This is a genomic window from Corallibacter sp. (assembly GCF_048381695.1).
Lineage (GTDB): Bacteria > Bacteroidota > Bacteroidia > Flavobacteriales > Flavobacteriaceae > Corallibacter > Corallibacter vietnamensis.
Map to the genome: position 1 here is coordinate 18,339 of NZ_JBLXHI010000003.1, position 26,254 is coordinate 44,592.

20 protein-coding genes are annotated in these 26,254 nt (G+C 31.5%); 5 read left to right on the forward strand and 15 right to left on the reverse strand.

Annotated features, from left to right (window positions below; all coding sequences use genetic code 11):
- The first annotated feature begins 1 nt into the window (after position 1).
- The gene (locus tag ACN5J3_RS06370) at positions 2–550 is read left to right on the forward strand and encodes a 1-acyl-sn-glycerol-3-phosphate acyltransferase (RefSeq protein ID WP_344730678.1); all 549 of its coding nucleotides are present in this window, start codon (positions 2–4) and stop codon (positions 548–550) included.
- Positions 551–698: 148 nt separating this feature from the next.
- On the opposite strand, the gene ACN5J3_RS06375 is transcribed toward ACN5J3_RS06370, so the two are convergent.
- Positions 699–2,177, reverse strand: a complete 1,479-nt coding sequence (locus tag ACN5J3_RS06375) for a carboxypeptidase-like regulatory domain-containing protein (protein WP_418511165.1) — start codon at positions 2,175–2,177, stop codon at positions 699–701.
- Positions 2,178–2,380: 203 nt separating this feature from the next.
- On the opposite strand from ACN5J3_RS06375, the gene ACN5J3_RS06380 reads away from it, so the two are divergent.
- Complete coding sequence (locus tag ACN5J3_RS06380; RefSeq protein ID WP_418511166.1) at positions 2,381–3,430, forward strand: hypothetical protein; 1,050 nt, start codon at positions 2,381–2,383, stop codon at positions 3,428–3,430.
- Between the two features lie 73 nt (positions 3,431–3,503).
- Here the strand turns inward: ACN5J3_RS06380 and ACN5J3_RS06385 are convergent, their stop codons facing one another.
- The 7 genes from ACN5J3_RS06385 to gcvT are packed head-to-tail and all read right to left on the reverse strand — an operon-like array spanning position 3,504 to position 10,661.
- Positions 3,504–4,253 carry a YebC/PmpR family DNA-binding transcriptional regulator gene (locus tag ACN5J3_RS06385; protein WP_344730671.1) on the reverse strand — a complete coding sequence of 250 codons (750 nt, stop codon included), beginning with the start codon at positions 4,251–4,253 and terminating at the stop codon, positions 3,504–3,506.
- A 47-nt stretch (positions 4,254–4,300) separates the two neighbouring features.
- Complete coding sequence (locus ACN5J3_RS06390) at positions 4,301–5,338, reverse strand: hypothetical protein (protein WP_418511167.1); 1,038 nt, start codon at positions 5,336–5,338, stop codon at positions 4,301–4,303.
- A 1-nt stretch (position 5,339) separates the two neighbouring features.
- Positions 5,340–7,397, reverse strand: a complete 2,058-nt coding sequence (locus ACN5J3_RS06395) for a carboxy terminal-processing peptidase (protein WP_418511168.1) — start codon at positions 7,395–7,397, stop codon at positions 5,340–5,342.
- Positions 7,398–7,450: 53 nt separating this feature from the next.
- Entirely contained in the window at positions 7,451–7,741 is a 291-nt protein-coding gene (locus ACN5J3_RS06400; protein ID WP_344730665.1) for a 4a-hydroxytetrahydrobiopterin dehydratase, read from the reverse strand.
- Positions 7,742–7,800: 59 nt separating this feature from the next.
- Positions 7,801–8,631 (reverse strand): sugar nucleotide-binding protein, encoded by an 831-nt coding sequence (locus ACN5J3_RS06405; protein WP_418511169.1) that lies wholly within the window; start codon positions 8,629–8,631, stop codon positions 7,801–7,803.
- 24 nt (positions 8,632–8,655) lie between these two features.
- Positions 8,656–9,570: a glutaminase gene (locus ACN5J3_RS06410; RefSeq protein WP_417291040.1), complete on the reverse strand. Its 915-nt coding sequence runs from the start codon at positions 9,568–9,570 to the stop codon at positions 8,656–8,658.
- 8 nt (positions 9,571–9,578) lie between these two features.
- Entirely contained in the window at positions 9,579–10,661 is a 1,083-nt protein-coding gene (gene gcvT, locus ACN5J3_RS06415; RefSeq protein WP_418511170.1) for a glycine cleavage system aminomethyltransferase GcvT, read from the reverse strand.
- 206 nt (positions 10,662–10,867) lie between these two features.
- On the opposite strand from gcvT, the gene ACN5J3_RS06420 reads away from it, so the two are divergent.
- Positions 10,868–13,267, forward strand: coding sequence for a T9SS type A sorting domain-containing protein (locus ACN5J3_RS06420; protein WP_418511171.1), 2,400 nt, complete (start codon positions 10,868–10,870; stop codon positions 13,265–13,267).
- A 73-nt stretch (positions 13,268–13,340) separates the two neighbouring features.
- On the opposite strand, the gene ACN5J3_RS06425 is transcribed toward ACN5J3_RS06420, so the two are convergent.
- The 4 genes from ACN5J3_RS06425 to thrA are packed head-to-tail and all read right to left on the reverse strand — an operon-like array spanning position 13,341 to position 18,525.
- Positions 13,341–13,856, reverse strand: coding sequence for a GNAT family N-acetyltransferase (locus tag ACN5J3_RS06425; RefSeq protein WP_418511172.1), 516 nt, complete (start codon positions 13,854–13,856; stop codon positions 13,341–13,343).
- Between the two features lie 9 nt (positions 13,857–13,865).
- Positions 13,866–15,158 carry a threonine synthase gene (gene thrC, locus ACN5J3_RS06430; protein ID WP_418511173.1) on the reverse strand — a complete coding sequence of 431 codons (1,293 nt, stop codon included), beginning with the start codon at positions 15,156–15,158 and terminating at the stop codon, positions 13,866–13,868.
- Positions 15,159–16,079 (reverse strand): homoserine kinase, encoded by a 921-nt coding sequence (locus ACN5J3_RS06435; RefSeq protein WP_418511174.1) that lies wholly within the window; start codon positions 16,077–16,079, stop codon positions 15,159–15,161.
- A gap of 1 nt (position 16,080) precedes the next feature.
- On the reverse strand, positions 16,081–18,525 hold the full coding sequence (thrA, locus tag ACN5J3_RS06440; protein ID WP_418511175.1) for a bifunctional aspartate kinase/homoserine dehydrogenase I: 2,445 nt from the start codon (positions 18,523–18,525) through the stop codon (positions 16,081–16,083).
- A 292-nt stretch (positions 18,526–18,817) separates the two neighbouring features.
- Between thrA and ACN5J3_RS06445 the strand changes: the two genes are divergently transcribed.
- A complete protein-coding gene (locus ACN5J3_RS06445) occupies positions 18,818–20,377 on the forward strand; it encodes an NAD(P)H-hydrate dehydratase (RefSeq protein ID WP_418511177.1) in 1,560 nt (519 codons plus the stop codon).
- A gap of 66 nt (positions 20,378–20,443) precedes the next feature.
- On the opposite strand, the gene ACN5J3_RS06450 is transcribed toward ACN5J3_RS06445, so the two are convergent.
- Positions 20,444–21,499 carry a redoxin family protein gene (locus ACN5J3_RS06450; protein ID WP_418511178.1) on the reverse strand — a complete coding sequence of 352 codons (1,056 nt, stop codon included), beginning with the start codon at positions 21,497–21,499 and terminating at the stop codon, positions 20,444–20,446.
- A gap of 132 nt (positions 21,500–21,631) precedes the next feature.
- Between ACN5J3_RS06450 and hutH the strand changes: the two genes are divergently transcribed.
- Positions 21,632–23,143, forward strand: a complete 1,512-nt coding sequence (gene hutH / locus ACN5J3_RS06455; protein WP_418511179.1) for a histidine ammonia-lyase — start codon at positions 21,632–21,634, stop codon at positions 23,141–23,143.
- Here the strand turns inward: hutH and ACN5J3_RS06460 are convergent.
- Together ACN5J3_RS06460 and ACN5J3_RS06465 are read right to left on the reverse strand one after the other, a co-directional pair.
- The gene (locus ACN5J3_RS06460; protein ID WP_417291031.1) at positions 23,135–23,527 is read right to left on the reverse strand and encodes a hypothetical protein; all 393 of its coding nucleotides are present in this window, start codon (positions 23,525–23,527) and stop codon (positions 23,135–23,137) included. The two genes, hutH and ACN5J3_RS06460, sit on opposite strands and share 9 nt — an antisense overlap.
- A gap of 75 nt (positions 23,528–23,602) precedes the next feature.
- Positions 23,603–26,149 carry an ATP-dependent Clp protease ATP-binding subunit gene (locus ACN5J3_RS06465; RefSeq protein ID WP_418511180.1) on the reverse strand — a complete coding sequence of 849 codons (2,547 nt, stop codon included), beginning with the start codon at positions 26,147–26,149 and terminating at the stop codon, positions 23,603–23,605.
- Positions 26,150–26,254: the final 105 nt, after the last annotated feature.

The window sequence follows — 26,254 nt, forward strand, 5'->3', positions numbered from 1 at the left end:
TATGCGTAAACTCTCGAAGTTTATTTATTTTAAAATATTAGGCTGGAAAGTAGTTGGTAATAAAAACTTTTCAAAAGATGTCGTGAAAAAAGCTGTTCTTATAGCTGTTCCACATACTAGCTGGCATGATTTTTATATTGGCGTTTTGCTGCGTCAAGTAGTGGGTATAAAATCTAATTTTATAGCAAAAAAAGAACTATTTGTTGGGCCATTAGGCTGGTACTTAAAACGTATAGGTGGCGCACCTATTAATAGAAAAAGTAAAGAAAACAACGTTGAAGCGATCGCTCGCATTTTTAATTCAAAAGAAGAGTTTAGACTAGCTTTAGCTCCTGAAGGAACAAGAAAGAAAGTAGATGAATGGAAAACAGGTTTTTACTACATAGCCAAAACAGCCAATGTTCCTATTATCATGTTTACGTTAGATTTTAAAAACAAACAAAACAATATATCAGAACCATTTTATCCAACAGATAATAAAGAAGCCGATTTTAAATTTATGAAACACTTTTTTGAAGGTGTTGAAGGAAAAGTAGCCAAGTACTCCTAAAATTTTGGCACATATTTTGAATGTTTAGGGTAGGTTGGTAAATGAAACATAAAGTAAACTATTGTCCCTAAAAAGAAACATTTACTAATATTTTAAAGCTACTGTAAAAAATCAGTAGCTTTTTTATTGTTGAAAAACGATTGGTTAATTAATCAACTTTAAAATTCTTCATGTCTTCAAGTGGCGCTAAAACATTATAATCTTCCCAGATGCTTTCATCATAGCGTTTAGGTGTTAAGTATTCTATTTTTTCTTTTTCTACCGTAGCATTATATTGAGCTGTAGTAATAGGTTTTTGAGATAATATAAGGAGTTCAGTTTTTTCTTTAAAAGTACCTTCAACCATAAAATCAAAAGCGACTTTATTTTTAGTATTATCGTTTTCTATAAATTTAAAAGGTCTGCTTATATAAAAATATCTATCTACTTGTTCGGTGATATAGTTAGGGTAGTAGTAATTGTCTTGTCCTTTCTTAAAAATTACAGAACCTTTTCTGTTTTGCTCTACATATTTAATTCCTAATAGAAGTTTAAGGTTAACCTTTTCGCCAACACGTCCTTTGTAAAAATGGTAATCAGCTTTTAAAATAGCAAAGCTTTCGTTTGAGACATATATTTTTCCTTCGTAATCAACAGAACTTCTTCTTGGCTTAAAACCTATAACATATACCATTTCTGTTCCTATAAACGTTATATCTTCAAGTTCATAGTCATATTTTTTGTTTTCAGTTATGAAATCTAATGTTGAATTCTCGTTAAAACTATTACGTTTCAGTATATCAAAAGTGATTTTTTTAATTAAACCAATAGAGTTTAATGTGTCTTCCATTTTATTATTTCCACCATTTAGCGTTACAGAATCAGACAGTTTAAAAAGCCCGGATTTTAATGTATAAACCTTGTTTTTGTCTAAATGTTTAGAAACAATTTCTTGCCCTCTATTAGCTAGACTCTCAAGAGATTGGTTGTTTTTTTCATCCAGTAATCTCAATGCTTTTTCTACATTTAGTTTGGCTTCTTCATTGTTTAGGATATTAAATTCTCCAACAAAATCAGTGTATTGTTTTGATTTGTTATTTAGTAATGCAGATTCTAGTGCGTCAAAATCTTTATTGAAAGCCGCTAACTGTTTTTTATTAAAATTTGAAGATTTATCAATTTCAAAATTTACATCTTTTCCTTTTATATAATCTGTTTTTCTACTGAAAAGCGTGTAGTTTACTAGTTCTTTTTTGTAGTTCTTGGTTAAATTTTTATTTACGTAATATAAAATGGAATCTATAGTTAGTGCTCTGTTTGTAAGGTATACTTCATTAAGTTCGTTTACTTGTTCGCTTAAATAGTAGTCTTTAGATGAAAAATCTTCAAGAACTAACCCTAGTTTTTCATACCCTAAACATGATATGTGTACAGAATCTAAAGGCTTATATCCATCAGTATCTATAGTAAAGCTACCTTCTTCGTTAGATATAACACCATAATGTTCGCCTATTTGTATAGTGGCATAAGGTATTGGTGTATTGTTTGTGTTGTTTATGATTTTTCCTTTTACATTTTGAGAAAAGCTACTGTGAGAAAAGATTAAAAAGGAAATAAATAGACAGAATAATATTTTTTTAAGATACATAAATACGCTTTTTCTTTTAAGACGAATGAAACTATATATTGTTACTGATGAAGATAGTAAAAAAACAATTAGTTTCAATTATGTTTATGTAATCAAAATTATTAATGTCAATTTTACTAAAAAAATGTTAAAAAGTTACAAAGATAAAACCGCGAGGCTCGTTGTTTCGTAAATATTCATATAACAAAAAAAACCTACAATTTATGAAACGATTAAAATCAATTAAATTTTTCACATTAGCTTTATCGGTATCACTAGTATTTTTTTCATGTAGTGACGATGACGATGCAACACCTATAGTTGTTCCTACTGGAGAAGAACCAAGTAATTCAGAATTGTATACATCAAACAATTCTAATGGTAATATTATGATTTATAATGTAACAGATTTAGATAATGTATCTTCAAAATCGTTACTTACAACATCATTAGCTGCAGATGGAATTTACTATGATAGTTCTACAGATATGGCAGTGCAAGCATCTCGTTCTAATTTAGGACTAGAAGGTTTTTTAGACATTTCCCTTAATGATTCAGGAATATCTATTGATATTGATGTTTCAGGAAGTGCTGACATGGAAAGCCCAAGAGAAGTGGCTGTAAATGGAAACTTTTATGTAGTAGCAGATAATGCTGATGCAGACGGAAATCCGCTTACTGCTGATGGAAGACTTTACATTTATGAAAAATCAGGTACATCATTTACTTTAAGAAATACCATTACAACAGATATTAAACTTTGGGGTATAACTTTTAAAGGAAATGATTTATATGCCGTTGTTGATACTACAGGAGATTTAGCTGTGTATACTAATTTCCTAACAAACGATGCCGATGTTAGTTTATCTGCTTCAAAAAGAATAACTATTGAAGGCATTGTAAGAACACATGGAATTACCTATGATGCTTCATCAGATACTATGATACTTACAGACATAGGTGATGCAGGAAACACTGATGATGATGGAGGTTTTCAGGTAATCACTGCTTTTACATCAAAGTTTAATGCAACTAGTGACGGAGGTACTTTATCTGCTTCAGAACAAGTGCGTGTTTCAGGATCTTCTACAATGTTAGGAAACCCTGTTGATGTAGCTTATCAAGCATCTACTGGTACTGTTTTTATAGCAGAAGCTGGTAATGGTGGCGGAAGAATTCTTGCTTACAACAATATTGGTACAGGTGGTAATATAACACCAATTTTAAATAACCAATTAGCAGCAGCTTCATCAGTTTATTTATATACCGAGTAGTATATTATAAATATTTTATTTGAAATAAAAAGGCGACCATTTGGTCGCCTTTTTTATAGATTGTAAATCATGATTATTCATCAGTGCTTTCTTCCATAGTGTGATATACATTTTGTACATCATCATCTTCTTCAAGTTTTTCTAATAGTTTTTCAACATCAGCAACTTGTTCTTCATTTAGCTTTTTGGTAACTTGAGGAATACGTTCAAAACCAGAAGATAATATATCAATATTATTTTCTTCTAGATAGGCTTGAATTTTACCAAAACTTTCAAAAGGTGCATAAATCATTACGCTGTTTATTTCATTTCCATCAGCATCTTCATCTGTGTCTTCAAAAATTTCTTCAACACCAAAATCTATTAACTCAAGCTCAAGTTCTTCTAAATCTAAATTTTCTCCTTTTACTTTAAAGTTACATGTATGGTCAAACATAAAAACAACAGAACCAGATGTTCCTAAACTACCATCACACTTATTAAAATAGCTTCTTACGTTTGCTACTGTTCTAGTGTTGTTGTCTGTAGCAGTTTCAACTAAAATCGCAATACCGTGTGGTGCATAACCTTCAAAAATAACCTCTTTATAGTCGCCTTGACTTTTATCAGACGCACGTTTTATGGCGCGCTCAATATTGTCTTTAGGCATATTTACTGACTTGGCGTTTTGTATTACCGCACGTAGTCTGGAGTTACTATCAGGATCAGGACCGCCTTCTTTTACTGCCATTACAATGTCTTTACCTATTCTCGTAAAGGCCTTACTCATGGCTGACCAACGTTTCATTTTTCTTGCTTTGCGAAATTCAAAAGCTCTTCCCATATGTTACATTAATTATTTTTAAGTTTTGACAAATTTAAAAAAATAAGCTAGTCGTTTGGAATATGTTTAGCTAAAAAATTGTCATTTGTTGCATTTAGACTATTAATTACGTTTTGTCTTTTTGTGTTTAAATCTTGGTTTATTTTGTTATAGTCTTTAACACCTTTGTTTAGTTCTTTTACTTTTTTGTTGTAAGTATCTATCTGTTCTTTGGTGCGTTTTCTTTCTGGGGTTTTTTCTAATGTGTTTTTTATAGTGGTAAAGTCTTCATTCAGTATTAAAAAATCTACCATTTTAGGAATGTTATTTTCTGATTCTTCTATGAAAAAGTCAAAGGTTTTTTTTGTGGCTTCTATGATAGAGCTGTCATTGTTGTAAGTTTCAATAGATTTAAGTATTTCTAAACCTTCATTTGCACTTTGGCTTAAAGCGTTAGCATTTTGTTGTATAGCACTCACGTCGTTTTTCTTTAATGCTTCCATCAGGTAAACTTCGTTTATGTAAACCTTAAAATAGACCAAGTACATCTTGTTATAGTGCTTAAAAACCTTGTTAGAGATTTGCATTTTCTTCCCTAAATCTGTTTCGTTTTCTATAATATTTATATTGTGCTTGGCGGCAAAAGCATAAAAGTTTTTTTCGTATTCTACTTGAGATTCTTGCATTTTTTTATCGGCCATTTCTTGAGCAATCATGTAAGCTTCCATTAAATCATACGATTGGTTTGCAACTTCTTTCATGTCTACTATTTTGGCGTAATCTTGTTTTAAAAGACTTTCATTAAGACGCAAGTGGTTTAAAACCTGGTTTTTGTATTCGTCTCCATCATAGCTGTTGGCTTTTTCTATTTTTGAAATAGCATTTTCAACAGTTTTTATTAAGCTTTTTCTTTTGTTGTTTATACTTCTGTCACTTTTACTATGTGCTAATGCTTTGGTGTATTTCCACATGTTTTTAGTGATTTCTTGTTGCTCACCACCTACAAAATCTAAATACTCATTAGCATTAGAGAAACTTTGAGAATAGATGGTTGCTGTACATGTAATTAGGAACATGTAAATACACGATTTAATAATTTTTGTCATGTTAATTGTTGTTGGTTAGGTTTATAATATCTATTAAGATGTTTTGTGCTTCGTTGATATATATATCTTTTGATAAGTTGTTTAAAATAGACTGATTTTGCTTTTTCTCGTCAGAATTATAGCTTATTATTTCATTTGTTGATGCTGTATTTTGAAACGGAATAGTGTCATTTTTAAGACTTAAATTATCAAAGGCATCCCAAGTGCTTTTGTATGTTTTGTAGTCATTAAAAAGGTTTTCTAAAGTTAAAGAAAATTGTGTTTTTTTGTTTACTACGTTCTTTAATAAGGTTTTGTTCAAGTCTTTTACAGATTCAAAACTGTTTTTTTGTTGTCGTCTTTCTTTACTCTGAGTATTAATTTGTTTTATAGGTAAAGGTTTTAAAGGGTAAAGCTTTAGTATTGGAGTTATAGAGTCGTTTGATAAAGCATAGGATTTATGACTTTCTCCATGATTAAAATCATCATAAATAGAAGGTAATACGACATCGGGAATAACACCTTGTAATTGATGACTTTTACCAGTAGCTCTGTAAAATTTTTCTATAGTTACTTTTGCATATCCTAATGTTTCAGTGTCATTAAGTGGTAAAATAATTTGTGCGGTTGCTTTACCAAAACTAGGAGAGCCAACAAGTATAGCTCTATTATAATCCTGCATAGCAGCACTAAAAAACTCTGAAGCAGAAGCACTATAACTATTAATTAAAACGAGTAATGGTTTATTAAATAATGAGCCGCGATTAGCGTCTTTTATGGTGAAAGTCTGGTTGCTATTATATTTTTGAATGGCTAGCGGTCCACGATTTATAAACATCCCAGAAAGATCAGTTGCTTCTTTCATTGAGCCACCAGAGTTAAACCTTAAATCAATTATTAAGCCTTGAATACCTTCTTTTTGAAGCTTGTAAAGCTCTTTAGCAACATCATTTGCAACTCCCAAACCATTTGGAGATTCTAAATCTGTATAAAAACTAGGGATTTTTATATAGCCAAGTTTTGCTATTGTATTATTTATAACGTAACCTGTTATGGTGTTTGATTCAACTTGAGACTTCATTTTTGTAAGTTGAATGTTTTTAATAGTTCCGTTTTTCTTTCTTATTCTAAAGGTAATCGTTGCATTGTTTGTGTCATTAATAAAATCTATAATTTCATTATTAGAGATGCAAAATGTTTCTAGCTCTTTATTTTTAGATTTTAAAGATTTTATAACATCGTTTTCCTCAAAGCCTCCGTTTTTAAAAGCAGCACTTCCTGGTTTGATATAAGTAATTATAATATCGCCGTTTTTATTTTTTGCAGTATAAATGCCAAAAGACATTTCATCATTAGATAATGAGTTTTCAAAGCGCGCTTTTTCTGATACATTAAAAAATGATGAATTAGGGTCTTGATAGTTTAGAAAAGCATTTAAAAATGATTCTTTTACAAAACCGTCAATACCTTTACTTTGATTGAGTAATTCATCTAGAATACAGATTTGTTGCTGTATAATTTTAGGTTTAAGTGTTTTCTCTAATGATTTAAAATGAGATTTAGCATTGGCTAAAGTTGTATCTTCTTCTATAATGTTTGATAGAATTTCATAACGAATACGTTTGTTCCAGTACTTAACTTGTTCTTTTTCGTTTTTGAAGTAGGAGATGGGCCGTTCAAAATCAAAATATAAGGTGTCTTTTCCAGAATAGTCTAACGCAGTGTTAGAAAGGTTTTCAATAATAGATTTTGAAAGCGATATTCGTGACTCTAACGTAGTTATATATTTGTTTATAAAGTCACAGTTTTCATTCTTAATATAATCATCTATAAGCGTGGAGTCCTTACTAAATAGTGCTATATCAGTTTCAGTAAAAAGACGTTGTCTTTCATCTAATTTTAAAAGAAATAAATTAAAAACACCTGACGCAAAATCATCATCTAAAGGTTTTGGTTGATAGTGTGCCTTTTTTGCAATATCATTTATAGCTTGTATTTGTTCACAAAATAAATCTGTAGTTTGCGCTTTAATGTTGCTGCAAACTAAAAAAAAGGTTAGTAGCCTTAAGTAATAAGTCATTTATAGTTAAAGGTATAGATTTGAAAAGTAATAAAAATAAAAACTATTTCCTACTATTCTTGAACTTCTACAATCATCTCTATAGCTTCAGCTAGTTTAAAATCTTTTTCGGTTACGCCGTTAGCACTGTGGGTAGATAGAGAAATGGTTAATACATTGTAAACGTTTGTCCAGTTTGGATGATGATTTTGTGCTTCACATTCAAAAGCAATTCTGCTCATGGCGCTAAAGCAATCTTTAAAATTGTCAAATTCAAATTCAACGTGAATAGCGTCTTCATAGTATTCCCAATCAGGAAAACGTAATAATTTTTTGTCGATATCTTCTTTTGAAAGTTTATTCATAAAAAAATGGTTTTAGGTTTCTGATAAATTTAATCATTTATCATGTTATGACGCTTAAATTAAACTTCTAATTCTGATAAAACATCTTTACTGGTAAATTGTAAATGTTTGGGAAGTAAGTTTTCTTTGGGCAAAACAGCTAAATATCTGTCATCATTTGTAGTGAAAACCTGTTTTAATAAAGGAGTTTTTATTTGCAATGCGATAATAATATCTTTTATAAAATCATCATGATGTACAAGGTCGTTGCTTCCTAAATGAAATATGCCAGATTTATTTCTATTAATGATATAGTGTATTTGTTGCGTGATTTTAGAATCTGTAGAAACATTCATAATTAGATTAGGAAATACTTCTATAGGTTCTTTCTCTTTAAAAAAGTATTTTATTTCTTGTATTCTTGGTGATTGAGCGCCAAATACCATAGGTAATCTTATTATTGCCACGTGTTTTTTGGGTAAGCGCAAAAGTGCATTCTCAATTTTAATTTTAAAATGTCCGTAAATACTATTACTTAATGTTTTGTCATTTTCATAGCTTGGATATTTGCTATAAGCATCAAACACATTGGCAGAAGATAAAAATATGAGCTTGCTTTTGTAGGTTTTTATATATTCTACTATATGAGCATGTGCGATAACTTGTGCTGAAAAATCACCACGTAATGCAGAAATAATAATGGTAGGTTTTACGGCTTGTAGAATTTCATAGACATCATCTTCTTCAACATCATACTGAAAAAAATGTTGGTTTTTCTCAAACTCTCGTTTAGGAATACGATAAGTACCAAATGTTCTGAAATAAGGACATAGCTCTTTATAAAGCGCATTTCCTAAAAAACCACTTGCACCAAGAATTAAAATAGTATGTTTACTTTTTTCTTTCTTCATTTAAAGTTTTAAAAAAGAAACGTGTTAAAAAATAGACTGATTGGCTAGTGTTGTAAATTGTTCTAGAGCTTGCATGCCTAGTTTTGAGTTACCACGTTCATTAAGTCCAGGAGACCAAACAGAAATCACAAATTGGTTTGGTAATAAAGCAACAATGCCACCACCAACACCACTTTTACCAGGTAGTCCAACTTCAAAGGCAAACTCTCCAGCTTCGTCATAAAAGCCACAAGTAAGCATGATAGCATTAATTCTTTTTGCTTGACTTTTAGTTAGTCTAGCTTTATTGGCTAAACAATTTCCTTTGTTAGCAAATAGAAAAAAAGCTTTAGATAATTGTTGACATGTCATTTCTAATGCACATTGATGGAAGTAAAAATCTAAAACGTCTTCTACATCATTGTTCAAGTTATTAAATGACTTTAAAAGATTTGCAGCTGCATAATTATTGAATCCTGTTTCTTTTTCAGATTGTGCTACCTTATAGTTATAGTCAATGCTGTTGTCTCCTGTGATATCTCGTACATAGTTTAAAAAATCTGTTTTAGGATTTTCTAAATTTGAAACTAAAATATCAGCAATAACAATTGCGCCAGAATTTATAAACGGATTTCTAGGAATACCTTCTTCTAATTCTAAAAGAGATAAATGATTAAAAGGGTTGCCAGATGGTTCTACATCTAGTCTGTCCCAGATAGCTGTGCCAACTTGTGACATTGCTAAAGCTAGTGATAAAACTTTAGAGATACTTTGTATGGAGAAAAGTTGATGAGAATTGCCAACCGAAAATTGTTCTCCAGAAACTAATTGTAAATGAATACCAAAATTATTTATATCAACATTTGTTAGTTCAGGAATATAACTTGCTATAGTGCCTTTGTTTTGTTCCTTAATAACCGATTGGTTTATGCTGTCTAAAATATTTTGGTATTCAATCATATATGATATTAGCCTTTGTAAAATGGTAATTTTACTACAGTTGCAGGAACTGCATTTTTTCTAATTTGAATGTGTATTTTACTGTCAACACCAGCTAAAGCTGTTGGCACATAACCTAAACCAATACCTTTTCCTAAAGAAGGAGACATAGTTCCAGAAGTTACTACACCTATTTTTTCACCTTGTTCATCAACAATGTCATATCCTTGACGAGGAATTCCTCTTTCATCTAATGTAAAAGCAATAAGCTTTCGTTTAGGTCCTTGTTGTTTTTCAGTTTCTAAAGCTTCAGAGTTTGTAAATGCTTTAGAAAATTTTGTAATCCAACCTAAACCAGCTTCAATAGGTGATGTTGTGTCATCAATATCATTTCCGTAAAGGCAATAACCCATTTCAAGACGTAAAGTATCACGAGCAGCTAAACCAATTGGTTTTATGCCATAGTCAGCCCCAGCTTCCATAACTTTATCCCATACTTGCTTTACTTCGCTGTTTTTGCAATAAATTTCAAATCCACCACTACCAGTATAACCTGTTGCAGATATGATTGCATGTTCTATGCCAGCAAAATCTCCAACAACAAAGTTGTAAAACTTTATTTCTGATAAATCGTGGCTAGATAGTGACTGCATAGCTTCAATAGCTTTAGGGCCTTGAATAGCTAGTAGGGAATAGTCTTCACTCAAATCTCGCATATCAGCACCAACATCATTTTTAGATTGTATCCAGTTCCAATCTTTTTCAATGTTGCTAGCATTTACAACTAATAAATAAGTTTCTTCTTTTATGCGATATATAATTAAATCATCAACAATACCGCCATCATCATTAGGTAAGCAGCTGTATTGTGCTTTTCCTATGGTTAATTTAGAAGCATCATTACTGCTAATTTTCTGAATTAATTCTAAAGCGTTTGGTCCTTCAATTAAAAACTCACCCATATGAGATACATCAAATACGCCAACGGCATTACGAACTGTTTCATGTTCTATGTTAACGCCTTCGTATTGTACAGGCATATTGTATCCAGCAAAAGGAACCATTTTTGCTCCCAAAGCTTCATGTGTAGTTGTTAGTGCTGTGTTTTTCATGTGTTGTTGTTTCTATATTGTAGCGCAAATGTATTGAATATTATCTGTTTTTGTAATCTGAAAAACAGATATTTTATCTGTGTTATATGTGTTGTTTCAATTGTTGAGATAAAAACCATAAAACACATAAAATCAAATGATTATGTTTTTATTTGTCTGATTTGTAAAGTTTTAAATGTATATTTGCTTTTTTAACCAACAACTTTATGATTTTAACTTTACGCCCTAAATTGAAAAAGAAATTCTGCTTGCTACTGTTTGTAGCAATTGTATTTAATGTAAATGCTCAACAACCTTGTGGCAATGAAAGTATTACGCCTCAAGAATCTTTAATGCTACTACAGGAACTACAAACAATGAATAGAGCAGATGTTAGTCCAACAGGATTAGTAACGATTCCATTTAAACCACATATAGTAAGAACACATGCTGGTACAGGTGGTGCCGATGCTGCGACAGTTATGGCTAATATAGAAGCTGCACGTGATAAATATTTACCTTACGGAATTACAATTGATATTTTACCAATAAACTATATAGATAATACAGATCTAATGGTTTTGGGGACAAATGGAGACCCTGGTTCTGGTTATGCAGAGGGAGATTCTACACTTCAGTTAAATAATGTGCCAAATGTAGTTAATGCTTATTTTGTAACTACAGCTTATGGAGCAAGTGGTGGTGGTATTGGTGGATATGCGAGATTTCCTTGGAATTTACCTAATGATTATTTTGTTGTTGTTAATAACAGTCCTTTTGAAAATGGGGCTACAGTTGCTCATGAAATGGGACATTATTTTGGTTTGTTACATACTTTTGAAACAGCAAATGGAGAAGAACTTGTAGATGGTAGTAATTGTAGTACAGCAGGTGATTTACTATGTGATACTCCTGCAGATGGTTTTAACACTTATGGCGATGTAAATGGAGGAACTTGTGATTATACTTCAGGAACAGATGCTAATGGTGATTTTTATGCTGCTGATGAAACACAAATAATGTCATACAACCAGCCTTTTTCTTGTGTAGATAATTTTTCTCCAGAAGCAGAAGCTAGAATACGATATTATATGGGTAAAGAAACGCCAGGTAATACAAGAGCGTACTTATTTCAGCCTAATGTTTCATGTAATACTTATTCTGCATCACTAGATAGTGGCGGAAATGTAAGTATTTCATCTGATGATATTGATGATGGTTCTACTGATCCTAATGGCGATGCTATAACTTTTAGTTTAAGTCAATCAACATTTTCGTGTTCTGATTTAGGAGAGAAGCAAGTTATATTAACGGCAACAGATCCTAATGGATTTTCAAGTTCTTGTACAACAACAGTAACAATATCTGATAATATACCTTTTACAGCGGTATGTCAAACACAAACTATTTCGTTAGATAATTCTGGAGTAGCTACAATGACTACAGCTTTAATAGATGATGGATCAACTATTGGAGGTTGTGGTTTAAGTTCAGAATACTTAACTAAAGGTTTTGCTGATACTTCTCTAAATATAGCTGATGCGCCAAATGTTTATGGTCCTGGTTATATGTTTAGTGTTACTGGAGTGAATCCTATTACAATCAATTCATTTGACATAAAAGCATATAATACGGCTTTAGTTTCTGGAGTGGCAGAGTATGAGGTATATTATAAATCTGGATCGTGGTCAGGCTCTCAATTTAACTCGTCAGATTGGACATTAGTTGGTAGTGCAACTTTGTCTGTGGCTGATTTTGATGTGGTTCCATTAAATTTATCTCTAGGTATTGCTTTGGATCAAGGAGAAACAGCATCTTTTTATATAACTACAACAGATGATTCTAGAATTCTTTATGAAACAGGTAATACTACAGGTAGCTTATGGATTAATGATTCAAATATAGAAGTGTATGAAGGTGTTTATAGTGCTTATCCTTTTGCTGGTGTATCATCAAATCCTTATATGTTTAACGGAAATATTATTTATAATGCGGCAGTGCCTTTTGATGGTGATTTTGATTGTACTGACGTAGGTTCACATACAGTAACGCTTAATAGAAAAGACTCTGCTGGTAATATTCAAACATGTGATGCGATTGTATATGTCACAGACACAAGTGATCCATCAATCTCGTGTTTGTCAAATTTTTCTGTTGAAAGTGATGGTGATTATAGCTTGCCAGATTATTATGGTTTAGGATCAATAACAGCTTCAGACAACTGTACTTTGAGTTCTGTAACTCAAACACCAATTGCAGGAACAATGCTTTCTGATGGTGTTCATGAAATTAGCTTTTTAGCAACAGATGATAATGGAAACACTAGCACATGTTCTTTTAATCTAACAGTAAATGATAATACTTTAAGTGTTGATTATTTTAATAACCTGGAGAAGAATATTTTAGTATATCCTAATCCTACAGAGAATAATATTTTCCTTAAAAATAATTCTAACGTATCATTAAAATCTTTAAGGTTATTAGATATAAACGGAAGACTATTATTGACTTTAGATAAACATCCTGTAAATGATGTTATAGACTTAAGCAACTATGCAAATGGTATTTATATGCTTCAAATACAAACTGAAAAAGGCATGGTAATCAAGAAAATTATAAAGGAATAAAATTTTAAATAATAAAAAAGAAAGCCTTACATATTTGTAAGGCTTTTTTTGTGAGTTATAGTTAACAATTAGATTAGTATGTCAAAAGCATTTGATGGTTAGGGTTAGAATGTGATTCTGATATTTTAAAATCATAATGTCCTATGATCTTAAATCCTGCTTTTTCATAAAACTTGATAGCTTTCTTGTTTTTAACCCATGTATAAAGCCATATACCAGATTGATTATGCTTTTTAGATATTTCAATATTAAAATTGAAAAGCATCAAGCCTAGTTTTAAATCTTGATAAGATTCAAGTAAATATAAACGCTCTAACTTTGTGACATTATTAAAAGGAATATTTTTTGTAGCGACATTAAGAGTTATTTTAGAGTAACCAACCACTTGGTTTTTAAAATGTAACAAGTAAAATATATTGTTGCTATCATTTAGTTCTTCTTTAAAAACTTCAGGGTTTAGTTTTAAAGATATATAATTATCTATATCTCTTTGTGGTGCGCTATGTCCGTGAGATTCTAAAAAGGTTTTAGAAGCTAAAACAGATAATTGTTCAGCATCGTTTAATGTTGCTTTAATAATAGATGTCATATGACAAAACTAGCCTAAAAGAACCGATTTTAAATCCTCATAGTTATCTATTTTGATAGCTTTTTTCTTTTTATCCATGACTTTTAAAATTTGTTCAGGTAAATCGATGTTTTCTTTTATGGTATCTTCAACAATATCTAAAAATTTAGTAGGATGTGCAGTTTCTAAAAACACACAATGTGTATTAGGATTGTTTTTTAAATAAGCTTTACAGCCTAAATAACCAACAGCTCCATGAGGGTCTGCAACATAGCTGTAATTGTTGTAAATATATTTAAGAGCTTCCTTTGTTTGTTTATCATTAAAGCTATACCCAGAAAGGTTTTCTTTTAGGGTTTCAAAATTGTTTTTATATAGTTCTTGTATGCGTACAAAATTACTTGGATTGCCAACATCCATAGCATTGCTTATAGTTTGTACTGATGGTTTTGGAGAAAACTTTTTCGTTTTTAAATAATCAGAGACTACATTATTTGCATTGTTTGAAGCTATAAAATGGGCGATAGGTAATCCTAATTGCTGCGCCATCATGCCAGCACAAATATTTCCGAAATTTCCACTTGGTACAGAAAAGACAATGTCTTTATGTTCCTTATGTAGTTGTTTATAAGCAAAAAAGAAATAGAACATTTGTGGTAACCAACGCGCTACATTTATAGAGTTTGCAGATGTGAGTTGCATGTTGCTTGTAAGTGATTCATCTAAAAAAGCTTGCTTAACCATATCTTGGCAGTCATCAAAAGTGCCATTTACTTCAAGTGCTGTAATATTTTTTTTAAGCGTGGTTAATTGTTTTTCTTGAATATCGCTTACTTTTCCACTAGGATATAGAATAATAACATTAACACCTTTTACACCCAAAAACCCATTTGCAACGGCTCCACCAGTATCACCTGATGTGGCAACTAGAACAGTAACTTGGTTGGTGTTATCTTTATTAAAATACCCTAAACAACGAGCCATAAAACGCGCGCCAACATCTTTAAAAGCCATTGTTGGCCCATGAAATAACTCTAATGTTGATATATTTTTGTTTAGTTTTTCAATAGGAAAATCAAACGAAAGAGTTTCTTTAATAATATCTTTTAATACGTTTTCCGGAATATCAGGTGAAACAAATTGTTTTATAGCTTCAAAAGCAATATCATTATATGAAAGCTCATCTATGTTATCAAAAAAAGATTTAGGTAATGGCGTTATAGTTTCTGGAAAATACAACCCTTTATCTGGAGCTATTCCTCTTATAACAGCATCTTTAAAAGATGTGTTAGGTGCCTGTTTGTTTATTGAGTAGTAATTCATTTATAAAATTTTTATTCCTTGTGTGTTGATTTTTGATATATGTATATTGAAATTTATATTGGTTTTAGAGTAAACCAAATCTATGGCATTAGCAATTTTTTGAGCTGCATTACTACCGTTGCTTAAAATGAAAATAGAGGGTCCAGAACCAGAAATGCCACATCCTAAAGCTCCGTTTGCAATGGCTTCTTTTTTTACGTCATCAAAATAAGGAATAAGTTGTTTTCTGTAAGGTTCTATCACAACATCTGTAAGAGACTTTCCTAATAATTCATAGTTTGATGTATGTAATGCATGTACGAGACTACCAACATTTGCCCATTGCGTTATACCGCTTTTAAGCGGAATTTCATTAGGTAAAATAGCACGGGCTTCAGATGTTTTAACTTCAATTTGAGGATGTATTATTGTTGCATATAAATTTTTAGGTGTTGGTAGTTCTAAAATTTCTAAAGGCTCTAAACTTTTTACCAATGTAAAACCACCAAATATTCCAGGAGCTATGTTATCAGCATGTTCATTACCACTTGCTAAAGCTTCACCTTTCATAGCAAACTTTGTCAATTGTGTCTTATTATAGGGCTTTTCTAGTAGTTCATTTATACCAAAAACAACTCCAGAGGCACTTGCAGAACTACTACCAATACCACTTCCTGGTTTTATGTTTTTATAAATTTCAATTTCAAATCCGCAATTAGGCTTTGCGTGTTCAATTAATGCTAATGCAGCAACGCCGGCAACATTTTTAGATGTAGCATAAGGTAAATCATAACCTTCTATTTTAGTGATTTTTATGCCTTTTTCTGTTGTTTTTTTTATGATCATTTCATCTCCAACGTTATCAAGACAAAACCCTAGAACATCAAAACCACAGGCAACATTCGCAACTGTAGCAGGTGAAAATATTTTTATAGTTTCCATATTAGTCATTTCCTATTCTTATAATATCAGCAAATAGACCAGAAGCGGTAACATCAGCACCAGCACCAGCGCCTTTTATTATCATAGGTTGATCTACATATCTGTGTGTGTAAAACATAACAATGTTATCTTTTCCTTCAAGATTGTAAAATGGATGACCTTGAGGAATTTCTTTTAAACCAACTTTAGCTTTTCCGTTATTTAGTTCGGCTACATACTTTAATTGAGAATTATTAGCCTTTGCAGATGCGTAGAGCTTTTGAAAGTGAGCTTCGTCAGCAATTAATGTGTCATAAAAATCATCAACAGAATCACTTGAAAGGTTTTTTGAGGTTAAAAAAGAATGGTTTTCAATGTCTTCTAAATCCATTTTTAAACCACTTTCTCTAGCTAATATTAATATTTTTCTAGCAACATCAACGCCACTTAAGTCAATTCTTGGGTCTGGTTCTGTGTAACCTTCAGATTGCGCTTGTTTAACCACATCGTGAAATTTGTTTGTGTCATTAAAGTTATTGAAAACAAAATTTAAACTGCCAGATAATACCGCCTGAATAGATGTAACTTTATCTCCTGAAGCAATTAAATTATTTAATGTGTCTATCACTGGCAAACCTGCGCCAACATTTGTTTCAAAAAGAAACGGAGCATTGTATTTTCTGGATAAGTATTTTAAATTACTGTAATTATTAAATGCGCTAGAGCAGGCTATTTTGTTGCACGCAACAACAGCAATGCTTTCTTGTAGGTATGAAGCATAAAGGTTAGATACATCTTCATTTGCGGTAATATCAACAAATATGCTGTTTCTTAAGTTTAGTTGTTTTGCTTTGTCTAGAAAGCCTTCTAAACTTGCAGTTTCTCCTTGATTTAAGAGTTCTTTCCAAGATTTTAAAGGAATGCCATCATAATTAAAAATCATTTTTCTTGAGTTAGACAAGCCTACAATTCTTAAATTTATTTTTAAAGTGTCTTTAAGGTATTTTTTTTGTTGTTTTACTTGTTCTACCAATCGTTCTCCAACATTACCAACACCAGTAATAAAAACATTAAGTTGTTTTGTTTTTACTTCAAAAAATGCTTCATGTAGCGTGTTTAAAGCTTTTTTTATGTCTTTTTCTGCTATGACTGCTGAAATGTTTTTTTCTGAAGCTCCTTGTGCAATGGCTCTAACATTAATGTTATTTTTGCCTAACGTGCTAAACATTTTTCCGCTTATACCTTGATGGTTTTTCATGTTATCACCTATAAGCGCTATAATTGACAAGTCTTTTTCAACATAAATAGGGTTTATTTTGTGCAGCGATATCTCGTATTCAAAAGCGTTATCTATAACTTTTTTAGCTAATTCTGATTCATTTTCATTAACACCAAAACAGATTGAGTGTTCTGATGATGCTTGAGTAATGAATACAACATTTATTTTGTGAATGGCAAGTGTTTCAAATAAACGTTTTGAAAATCCAGGAATACCTACCATGCCACTACCTTCAAGAGTAAGTAGAGCAATATGATTAATGTTACTTATGCCTCTTACTGAAAGTCCGTTACTTGTATAAGCCTTTGCTATAAATGTACCACTAGCTTCAGGAGACATCGTGTTTTTTATGACGATAGGGATATTTTTATCTAATACAGGTTGTACTGTTGGCGGATATAACACTTTAGCACCAAAGTGAGATAATTCCATAGCTTCTTGATACGATAGTTTTTCAATAGGGTAGGCTTGTTTTACCATTTTTGGGTTTGCTGTAAACATACCACTAACATCAGTCCAAATTTCTAAACTATCAGTTTGTAATGCTGCGGCTAGTAAAGCAGCAGTGAAATCAGAGCCACCACGACCTAAAGTAGTTATTTCTCCAGTTTCAGACTTTGATACAAAACCAGGTAAAATTGTTATTCGCTGTTTTGCTGTTTTAAAGTAATCTTGAATGTTTTTATAAGTTAGGCTGTAATTAACTTCAGCTTTTGTAAAATTTGAATTAGTTACAATTACATCTTGGCTGTTTTTTCTAACAGCATCAAGACCTCTAGATTTCATTGTTTCTGTAATGATAAAAGAAGAGAGTAACTCACCAAAACTAACCAACTTATCAGATGTTTTTGGTGATAATTCATTAATTAAATAAATACCATCAAGCAAACTTTTTAAGCTACTTAATTTGTCATTTAATTTAGTAATGACTTCGTTGGAATAATTAGGGATTAAGCTTGATAAAATATTTAAATGAGTAGATTGAATTGTGTTGTATTCATCTATATATAATTCATTTTTTTGTTGAGCTAATTCGCCTGCTTTCAGTAGTTTGTCTGTAACACCACCAACAGCAGAAACCACGCAGCTTACTTGAGCAGATTTTTCATAATCCTCAAGAATTTTGATTACTTTATTTATGTTTTCAACAGAACCAACAGAGGTTCCTCCAAATTTTAATACACGCATTTTATAATGGCTTAATTGTGAGATAATTGTGATTGAGTAAAGTGTTTGAGATACACTTTTTTACGACCGAAGAGAATATATTAATAACAACCCAAACGGGTTGTAATAATTGTAGTTGAAATAATGGCACAAAAATAAAAGCCACCAATAATATTGGTTGCCATTTTTAAGTTGTTATTTGTTAACTTCGTGCTCATATACATATTCAAATGTATTATTTTTACCCTAATAAAAAAACTAATTAATTCTTTTTACAGAATTAACAAAAAACATATAGAATTTTTAATAAATAATGAAAATACTCTCAAAAGAACAGATTTACGAAGGCGATAAATTAACAGCACAACGTCAAAACATATCTTCAACAGAATTAATGGAGCGTGCTGGAACACAAATTTTTAATTGGATGCATATGCGTATGCAAGGCGCTCAAGTACCAATTCATGTGTTTTGTGGTATAGGTAACAATGGAGGCGATGGATTGGTTTTGGCAAGACATTTAGTTAATCATGGATATAATGTTCATACATATGTTGTAAACTATAGTGATAAGCGTTCTAAAGACTTTTTGATAAATTATGATAGAATAAAACAGGTAACCAAAGAGTGGCCAACACTTATGGCTTGTGAAGAAGATTTTCCTACAATCACTCCAGAAGCTATTATTGTTGATGCTGTTTTTGGTATTGGTTTAAACAGGCCAATAGCAGATTGGGTAAAGAAATTATTTCAACATTTTAGAGCATCAAAAGCATTTACTTTAGCCATAGATATTCCTTCAGGTTTACAAACTGATAGTGTTCCAGAAAATGAAAATGATGTTGTTTGGGCTGGATATACCTTAAGTTTTCAGTCGCCAAAACTTATTTTCTTTTTACCTGAAACTTCAAAATATTCGGTACAATGGGAGGTTTTAGATATAGGTATAGATTTAGAGTATATTTACAAACTTAATACAGAAGCAGAGCTTATAGGTAAGCAAGAAGTTTTACCAATATATAAGCCGCGTAAGCGTTTTTCACATAAAGGTAGTTTTGGACATGCACTTATAGTTGGTGGTAGTTACGGAAAGATAGGTTCAGTAACATTGTCAAGTAAAGCAGCTTTGGTTTCTGGTGTAGGTTTGGTGTCTGCTTATGTGCCAAAATGTGGTTATGTGCCATTGCAAGTAGCATTACCAGAAGCTATGGTGATTACTGATGAAAACGAAAATTTCATCTCTAATATTTCATTTGATATTACGCCATCTGCCATAGGAATTGGAATAGGAATTGGTACACAAGACGAAACATTATTAGCTTTTGAGAGTTTTTTAAAGGAAAATAAAGCGCCTTTGGTTGTTGATGCTGATGGTTTAAATCTATTATCAAAGAAACCTGAATTACTAGCCTTATTACCAAAAAATACAGTGTTAACACCACATCCAAAAGAGCTAGAACGTTTAATTGGTGAATGGAAAGATGATTTTGATAAATTAAATAAAACAAAAGCCTTCTCAAAAAAGCATCAAGTTATTGTTGTTGTAAAAGGCGCAAATACAATTACTGTTTTTCAAGATAAATATTATGTCAATACAACAGGAAACCCAGGTTTAGCTACAGCAGGAACAGGCGATGTGCTAACGGGTATTATTACAGGATTAATAACTCAAGGATATGAGCCTTTAAGCGCTTCTGTTTTTGGGGTGTATTTACACGGTAAAGCTGCTGATATAATTTTAGAAGATTTTGGGTATCAAAGTATGATAGCTAGCAATGTTATTGATGCTGTAGCAGAAGCTTATATAGACTTATTTAAACAACCAGAACAACCTCAAGTTAGTGAAGCAGAAGCAGAGCAAGAGGAGTCATAACTAAAGTTAAGAATATAAAAAAAGCCACTTTACTAATAAGTGGCTTTTTTTAAGAGTTAATCTATTTTAAATATTTAGCTCGCTAAATAAATCTGTAAGATCACTGCTTGATGGTCTTGGAGCATCAGCAGAAACAATTTTTCCGTCAGGATCTATAAGTATAAATCTAGGAATACCCATAATGTAGTAATCTGTAATAAACTTTGATTTCCATCCTTTTGGAGCAAATAATTGGATGCCTCCTAATTCTTTATCGGCTACCATTGCTTTCCAATCTTCTTTAGCTTTATCCCAAGAGTTTCCATGAGTTCTATCATCATCTATTGAGATACTAACAAACTGAATGTTTTTACCATGATAAGCGGCTTCAATTTTTTTAAGTGAAGGAATTTCAGCTTTACAAGGTCCGCACCATGTAGCCCAAACATCAATATAAGTGTATTTTCCTTTTAAGTCATTTAAAGAAGTTGTGCCACCTGCATAATTCTCATAGTCTTTAAACTCTGGAGAGTCTGCACCTTTGTATAAGGTTTCAGCCATTACTTTTTCAGTTTCTAATTGCTGTTTAATAGCAAACCTGTAATACTTCATTATTTTAGGAAGACGTTCTTTGGCATCAGCCACAACAGTTGAATCAATGTTTGTTGCATTGTCATAAAAAGCCTTAAGTTCGTTTTCAACTTTGTCAAATTCCTTGTTATAAGCAAGGCTATCTAAATCCTTATAAGCTTCAGTAGAAAAATAAGTTTCTTGTTTCAAACTATGAGCTGCTAAAAAATTACTTGTTTCAGATCCTTCTCCAGTATATTTCACAGTTTCATCAAACATTTTTGTGTCAATAGTCATGTTTAAATCATAACCATTTTTTAGGAAAATTGATGTTACTTCTGTACCATCTCCAATTGAAAAAACGCCTGGTTCAGTAACTTTTAAAGTATCTTTAAATGTCCCATCTTCAGCAACTTTTAGTACTTTGATAAAATCTTTTTTCTTTACAAAAACAGAGTCGCTATTTTTATTAGTGATTGTTCCTGAGAGTGTTACATAATCTTTAGGTTTTTCCTCTTTTTCATTACATGCAAATACAGATATTGCTAATGCGAGAATCGCTAGTTTTTTCATGATAAGTAATTTATGTTTTACCAAAAATAATGAGAATTATATTATAATGTTAGTATTTCGTTTAATTATTAATATTTACTTGCATAATTAGATACGAATGCAGAATTTTGAAGTCAAATATTTAAAAAAGACATGAGCCAAATTCATTATATATCATCTGAAACTTTAGATTTAAAAACCGTATACGAAATCACTTATGAACAGAAACAATTAGCGCTTTCTGATGAAGTTATTGATAAAGTTCAAAAGTGTAGAAGTTATCTTGATGAAAAATTAAAAAATCAAGACAAACCAATTTATGGGATAAATACAGGTTTTGGATCATTGTATAATGTGAAAATTACAAATGAAAATTTAACTAAACTTCAAGAGAATTTAGTTATGTCTCATGCATGTGGTGTTGGAGAGCGTGTACCAAAGCATGTTGTTAAATTAATGCTTTTACTTAAAATACAATCGCTACATTATGGTCATAGTGGTGTGCAAGTAGCTACAATAAAGCGTTTGGTAGATTTTTATAACAATGATATTTTGCCAGTTGTTTATACGCAAGGTTCTTTAGGAGCTTCTGGAGATTTAGCACCATTAGCACATTTAGCATTACCATTATTAGGAAAAGGCGAAGTATATTATAAGGGAAAACTTCATGATGCAGAAACAGTTTTAGAGAAATTTGACTGGGAACCCATAGTATTAAAATCTAAAGAAGGTTTAGCGTTACTAAACGGAACACAATTTATGAGTGCGTATGGTATAGACTTGCTATTAGAGTCTTATAAATTATCATATTTAGCAGATTTAATAGGAAGTATTTCATTAGATGCTTTTGATGGTAGGATAGAGCCTTTTAATGAGTTAGTGCATTTGGTAAGACCTCATAAAGGGCAACTTAAAACAGCTGAACGCGTTAGAGAGTTTTTAGATAGTAGCGAACTTATTAGTCAATCTAAAAAACATGTACAAGATCCGTACTCGTTTAGATGTATACCTCAAGTGCATGGTGCGAGTAAAGATACATTAGCTTACGTAGAAAAAACATTTATTACAGAAATAAACTCGGTGACTGACAACCCTAATATTTTTGTTAATGATGATGAGATTATTTCTGGAGGTAATTTTCATGGGCAACCTTTAGCCTTGGCTTTAGATTATTTAAAAATAGCAATGGCTGAATTAGGAAATATTTCAGAGCGCAGAATTTTTCAATTAGTATCAGGTTTACGTGAGTTACCAGCCTTTTTAGTAGATAATCCAGGTTTAAACTCTGGGTTTATGATTCCACAATATACAGCTGCTAGTATAGTAAGTGCAAACAAACAATTAGCATCACCAGCAAGTATTGATAGTATTGTGTCTAGTAATGGTCAAGAAGATCATGTTAGTATGGGTGCAAATGCAGCTACGCAAGCATTTAGATTGGTTAATAATGTAAAGCGTATTTTATCTATAGAACTTTTTAATGCTTCTCAAGCATTATCATTCAGAGCGCCTTTAAAATCTTCTGAATTTATAGAGTCTTTTCTAAAATCTTATAGAGAGCAAGTTGCTTTTGTGGCTGATGATAGAGAACTTTATAAAGATATTGATAAAAGTATTTTGTTTGTAGAGCAATTGGCAGTAGATGTGGATGAATTTTTAAGTTAAAGATTCATCTGATTTATTTTCACACAATTTATTTGCCCATTTATAAGCATCTTCTAGTGTTGAAAATATTTCAAATGGCTTTTGAAGAAAAAGTTTTTCAATATCTGAATTGTCTATCATAATTTTTTCGCCGGTTACAACAGCGAATCCTAATAAATTATCAATTTTTGATGTTTCAAGATAAACTTTAGGGTTTATAGCGTAGGAGTTATTTCGGTGTGTTATATATACAAAGGGTTTGCTATCGCCATAATATTTTTTAGTTATATCAATAATGGCGTCATACTTTTCATTTGATATTGTTACGCCTTCTCTCATAACAGCCACCATGTAATTGCTGTATATGGTAAATTCTCCAAAAGTGTACTTTAATTTTTTCTCCATACTCTAAATTAAAAAAAAAATAAAAACTCCATTTATAAAAATGGAGTTTTTTTAAATTCTTTAAAAAACTAACTATTAGGACTCTGCAGTGTCTTTAGGCTTCTCTATAGTAACTTTAAGCTCTTGAGTTTTTTCATCTAAAGTCATAGAGATTTTATCACCTTCATCAATTTTAGAGTTAACTATTTCTTCAGCTAGTGTGTCTTCAATATACTTTTGTATTGCACGTTTTAATGGTCTTGCTCCATATTGTTTGTCAAAACCTTTATCGGCAATAAAATCTTTAGCTCTTTTAGATAGTTTTAAATCGTATCCTAGTAACTTGATTCTTTCAAATAGTTTTTCAAGTTCAATATCAATGATTTTATTAATATCTTCTCGTTCTAGAGCGTTAAACACAACAACATCATCAATTCTGTTTAAGAATTCTGGAGCAAACGCTTTTTTAAGTGCGTTTTCTATAACGCTTCTAGCATTGGCATCTTCTTGCGCTTTTTGTGACGATGTTCCGAATCCAACTCCGGTTCCAAAATCTTTAAGCTTACGAGCGCCAATATTTGATGTCATTATAATAATTGTATTTCTAAAATCAATTTTTCTACCTAAACTGTCTGTTAAATAGCCATCATCTAATACTTGAAGTAACATGTTAAATACATCTGGATGTGCTTTTTCTATTTCATCAAGTAATATTACAGCGTAAGGTTTACGTCTTACTTTTTCTGTAAGTTGACCACCTTCTTCATAACCAACGTATCCTGGAGGAGCACCAACTAGTCTTGAGATGGCAAATTTCTCCATGTATTCACTCATATCTATTCTAATAAGTGAATCTTCACTATCAAATAGTTGTTTAGAAAGAACTTTAGCTAATTGTGTTTTACCAACTCCTGTTTGCCCTAAAAATATAAATGAACCAATTGGTTTATTTGGATCTTTAAGTCCAGCTCTGTTTCTCTGAATGGCTTTTACAACTTTAGCAACGGCTTCATCTTGACCAATTACTTTTCCTTTTATAAGTTCTGGTAATTGAGCAAGTTTGTTGCTTTCAGTTTGTGCTATTCTATTTACAGGGATTCCAGTCATCATAGATATTACATCAGCAACGTTGTCTTCAGTAACAACTTCGCGGTGTAATTTTGTTTCTTCTTCCCATTTTTCTTGAGCAATAGCAAGTTCTTTTTCTATGCGTTTTTCATCATCTCTTAACTTTGCTGCTTCTTCATATTTTTGTTTTTTAACAACAGAAGATTTAGATTCTTTTACGTCTTCAAGTTGTTTTTCTAAATCTAAAATTTGTTGAGGAACATCAATGTTTTTAATGTGAACTCTAGATCCGGCTTCGTCAAGTGCATCTATAGCTTTATCAGGTAAAAATCTATCAGACATATACCTGTTAGTTAGCTTAACACACGCTTCAATAGCCTCATCTGTGTAATCAACATTGTGATGCTCTTCATACTTGCCTTTTATGTTGTTAAGAATCATGATAGTTTCTTCAACACTAGTAGGTTCTACAATAACTTTTTGAAAACGTCTTTCAAGAGCTCCATCTTTTTCTATATACTGTCTGTATTCATCTAGAGTAGTGGCACCAACACATTGAATTTCACCACGAGCTAAAGCAGGTTTAAACATATTTGAAGCATCTAAACTTCCAGTTGCGCCACCAGCACCAACAATTGTGTGAATTTCATCTATAAAAAGAATGATATCATCATTTTTTTCTAATTCATTCATAACAGCTTTCATGCGTTCTTCAAACTGTCCACGATATTTTGTGCCTGCAACTAGGCTGGCTAAATCTAGTGTTACTACACGTTTGTTAAATAATATTCTAGATACTTTTCGTTTCACAATTCTGTTTGCTAAACCTTCAGCAATCGCAGATTTTCCTACGCCAGGTTCACCAATAAGTAATGGGTTGTTTTTCTTTCTTCTACTTAAAATTTGAGAAACACGTTCTATTTCCTTTTCTCGTCCTACAACAGGGTCTAATTTTCCTTCTTCGGCCATAGCGGTTAAATCTCGACCAAAATTATCTAAAACAGGTGTTTTAGATTTTTTATTAGCTTTTCCTGAAGGCGCATTAAACGGATTGTCTTTTGGTGTGTCTTCACCAGCTGACGCATCATCATCAAATGCTTGGTTTTTTGGTTCTATGTATTCGTCGTCATTTGTTATCATAAACTTGAATTGTTCTTTAACGTTATCGTAATCAACTTTTAACTTATTAAGAAGCTTTGTAGTTGGGTCATTTTCATTTCTTAAAATACATAACAATAAATGTGCTGTATTTATTGAAGTGCTTTGAAATAGCTTGGCTTCAAGAAATGTTGTTTTTAAAGCGCGTTCAGCTTGCCTTGTTAGGTGCAAGTTTGTTTTTTCATTAGAAACCACTGCAACATTTGGGTTTGCAGGGCTTAATATTTCTACTTTACGCCTTAAGTGGTTTAAATCTATTTCTAGAGCATTAAGTATATTGATAGCTTTACCATTACCGTCTCTTAAAAGCCCTAGCATTAAATGTTCTGTACCTATAAAATCATGTCCAAGGCGCAGTGCTTCTTCTTTACTAAAAGCGATTACGTCTTTTACTCTAGGTGAAAAATTATCATCCATAAATTATATCCTTTCTGCATTAAATGTAATAAAAACATATTACTAAAGGCAAAAACTATACCTTAAATTATATGTGTCTTGCTAATAGACAAAAAAAACTTAACA

Coding starts and splice junctions, on each gene's coding strand:
- ACN5J3_RS06370 (WP_344730678.1), top strand. CDS start 2: ATGCGTAAACTCTCGAAGTTTATTTATTTTAAAATATTAGGCTGGAAA.
- ACN5J3_RS06375 (WP_418511165.1), bottom strand. CDS start 2,177: ATGTATCTTAAAAAAATATTATTCTGTCTATTTATTTCCTTTTTAATC.
- ACN5J3_RS06380 (WP_418511166.1), top strand. CDS start 2,381: ATGAAACGATTAAAATCAATTAAATTTTTCACATTAGCTTTATCGGTA.
- ACN5J3_RS06385 (WP_344730671.1), bottom strand. CDS start 4,253: ATGGGAAGAGCTTTTGAATTTCGCAAAGCAAGAAAAATGAAACGTTGG.
- ACN5J3_RS06390 (WP_418511167.1), bottom strand. CDS start 5,338: ATGACAAAAATTATTAAATCGTGTATTTACATGTTCCTAATTACATGT.
- ACN5J3_RS06395 (WP_418511168.1), bottom strand. CDS start 7,397: ATGACTTATTACTTAAGGCTACTAACCTTTTTTTTAGTTTGCAGCAAC.
- ACN5J3_RS06400 (WP_344730665.1), bottom strand. CDS start 7,741: ATGAATAAACTTTCAAAAGAAGATATCGACAAAAAATTATTACGTTTT.
- ACN5J3_RS06405 (WP_418511169.1), bottom strand. CDS start 8,631: ATGAAGAAAGAAAAAAGTAAACATACTATTTTAATTCTTGGTGCAAGT.
- ACN5J3_RS06410 (WP_417291040.1), bottom strand. CDS start 9,570: ATGATTGAATACCAAAATATTTTAGACAGCATAAACCAATCGGTTATT.
- gcvT (WP_418511170.1), bottom strand. CDS start 10,661: ATGAAAAACACAGCACTAACAACTACACATGAAGCTTTGGGAGCAAAA.
- ACN5J3_RS06420 (WP_418511171.1), top strand. CDS start 10,868: ATGATTTTAACTTTACGCCCTAAATTGAAAAAGAAATTCTGCTTGCTA.
- ACN5J3_RS06425 (WP_418511172.1), bottom strand. CDS start 13,856: ATGACATCTATTATTAAAGCAACATTAAACGATGCTGAACAATTATCT.
- thrC (WP_418511173.1), bottom strand. CDS start 15,158: ATGAATTACTACTCAATAAACAAACAGGCACCTAACACATCTTTTAAA.
- ACN5J3_RS06435 (WP_418511174.1), bottom strand. CDS start 16,079: ATGGAAACTATAAAAATATTTTCACCTGCTACAGTTGCGAATGTTGCC.
- thrA (WP_418511175.1), bottom strand. CDS start 18,525: ATGCGTGTATTAAAATTTGGAGGAACCTCTGTTGGTTCTGTTGAAAAC.
- ACN5J3_RS06445 (WP_418511177.1), top strand. CDS start 18,818: ATGAAAATACTCTCAAAAGAACAGATTTACGAAGGCGATAAATTAACA.
- ACN5J3_RS06450 (WP_418511178.1), bottom strand. CDS start 21,499: ATGAAAAAACTAGCGATTCTCGCATTAGCAATATCTGTATTTGCATGT.
- hutH (WP_418511179.1), top strand. CDS start 21,632: ATGAGCCAAATTCATTATATATCATCTGAAACTTTAGATTTAAAAACC.
- ACN5J3_RS06460 (WP_417291031.1), bottom strand. CDS start 23,527: ATGGAGAAAAAATTAAAGTACACTTTTGGAGAATTTACCATATACAGC.
- ACN5J3_RS06465 (WP_418511180.1), bottom strand. CDS start 26,149: ATGGATGATAATTTTTCACCTAGAGTAAAAGACGTAATCGCTTTTAGT.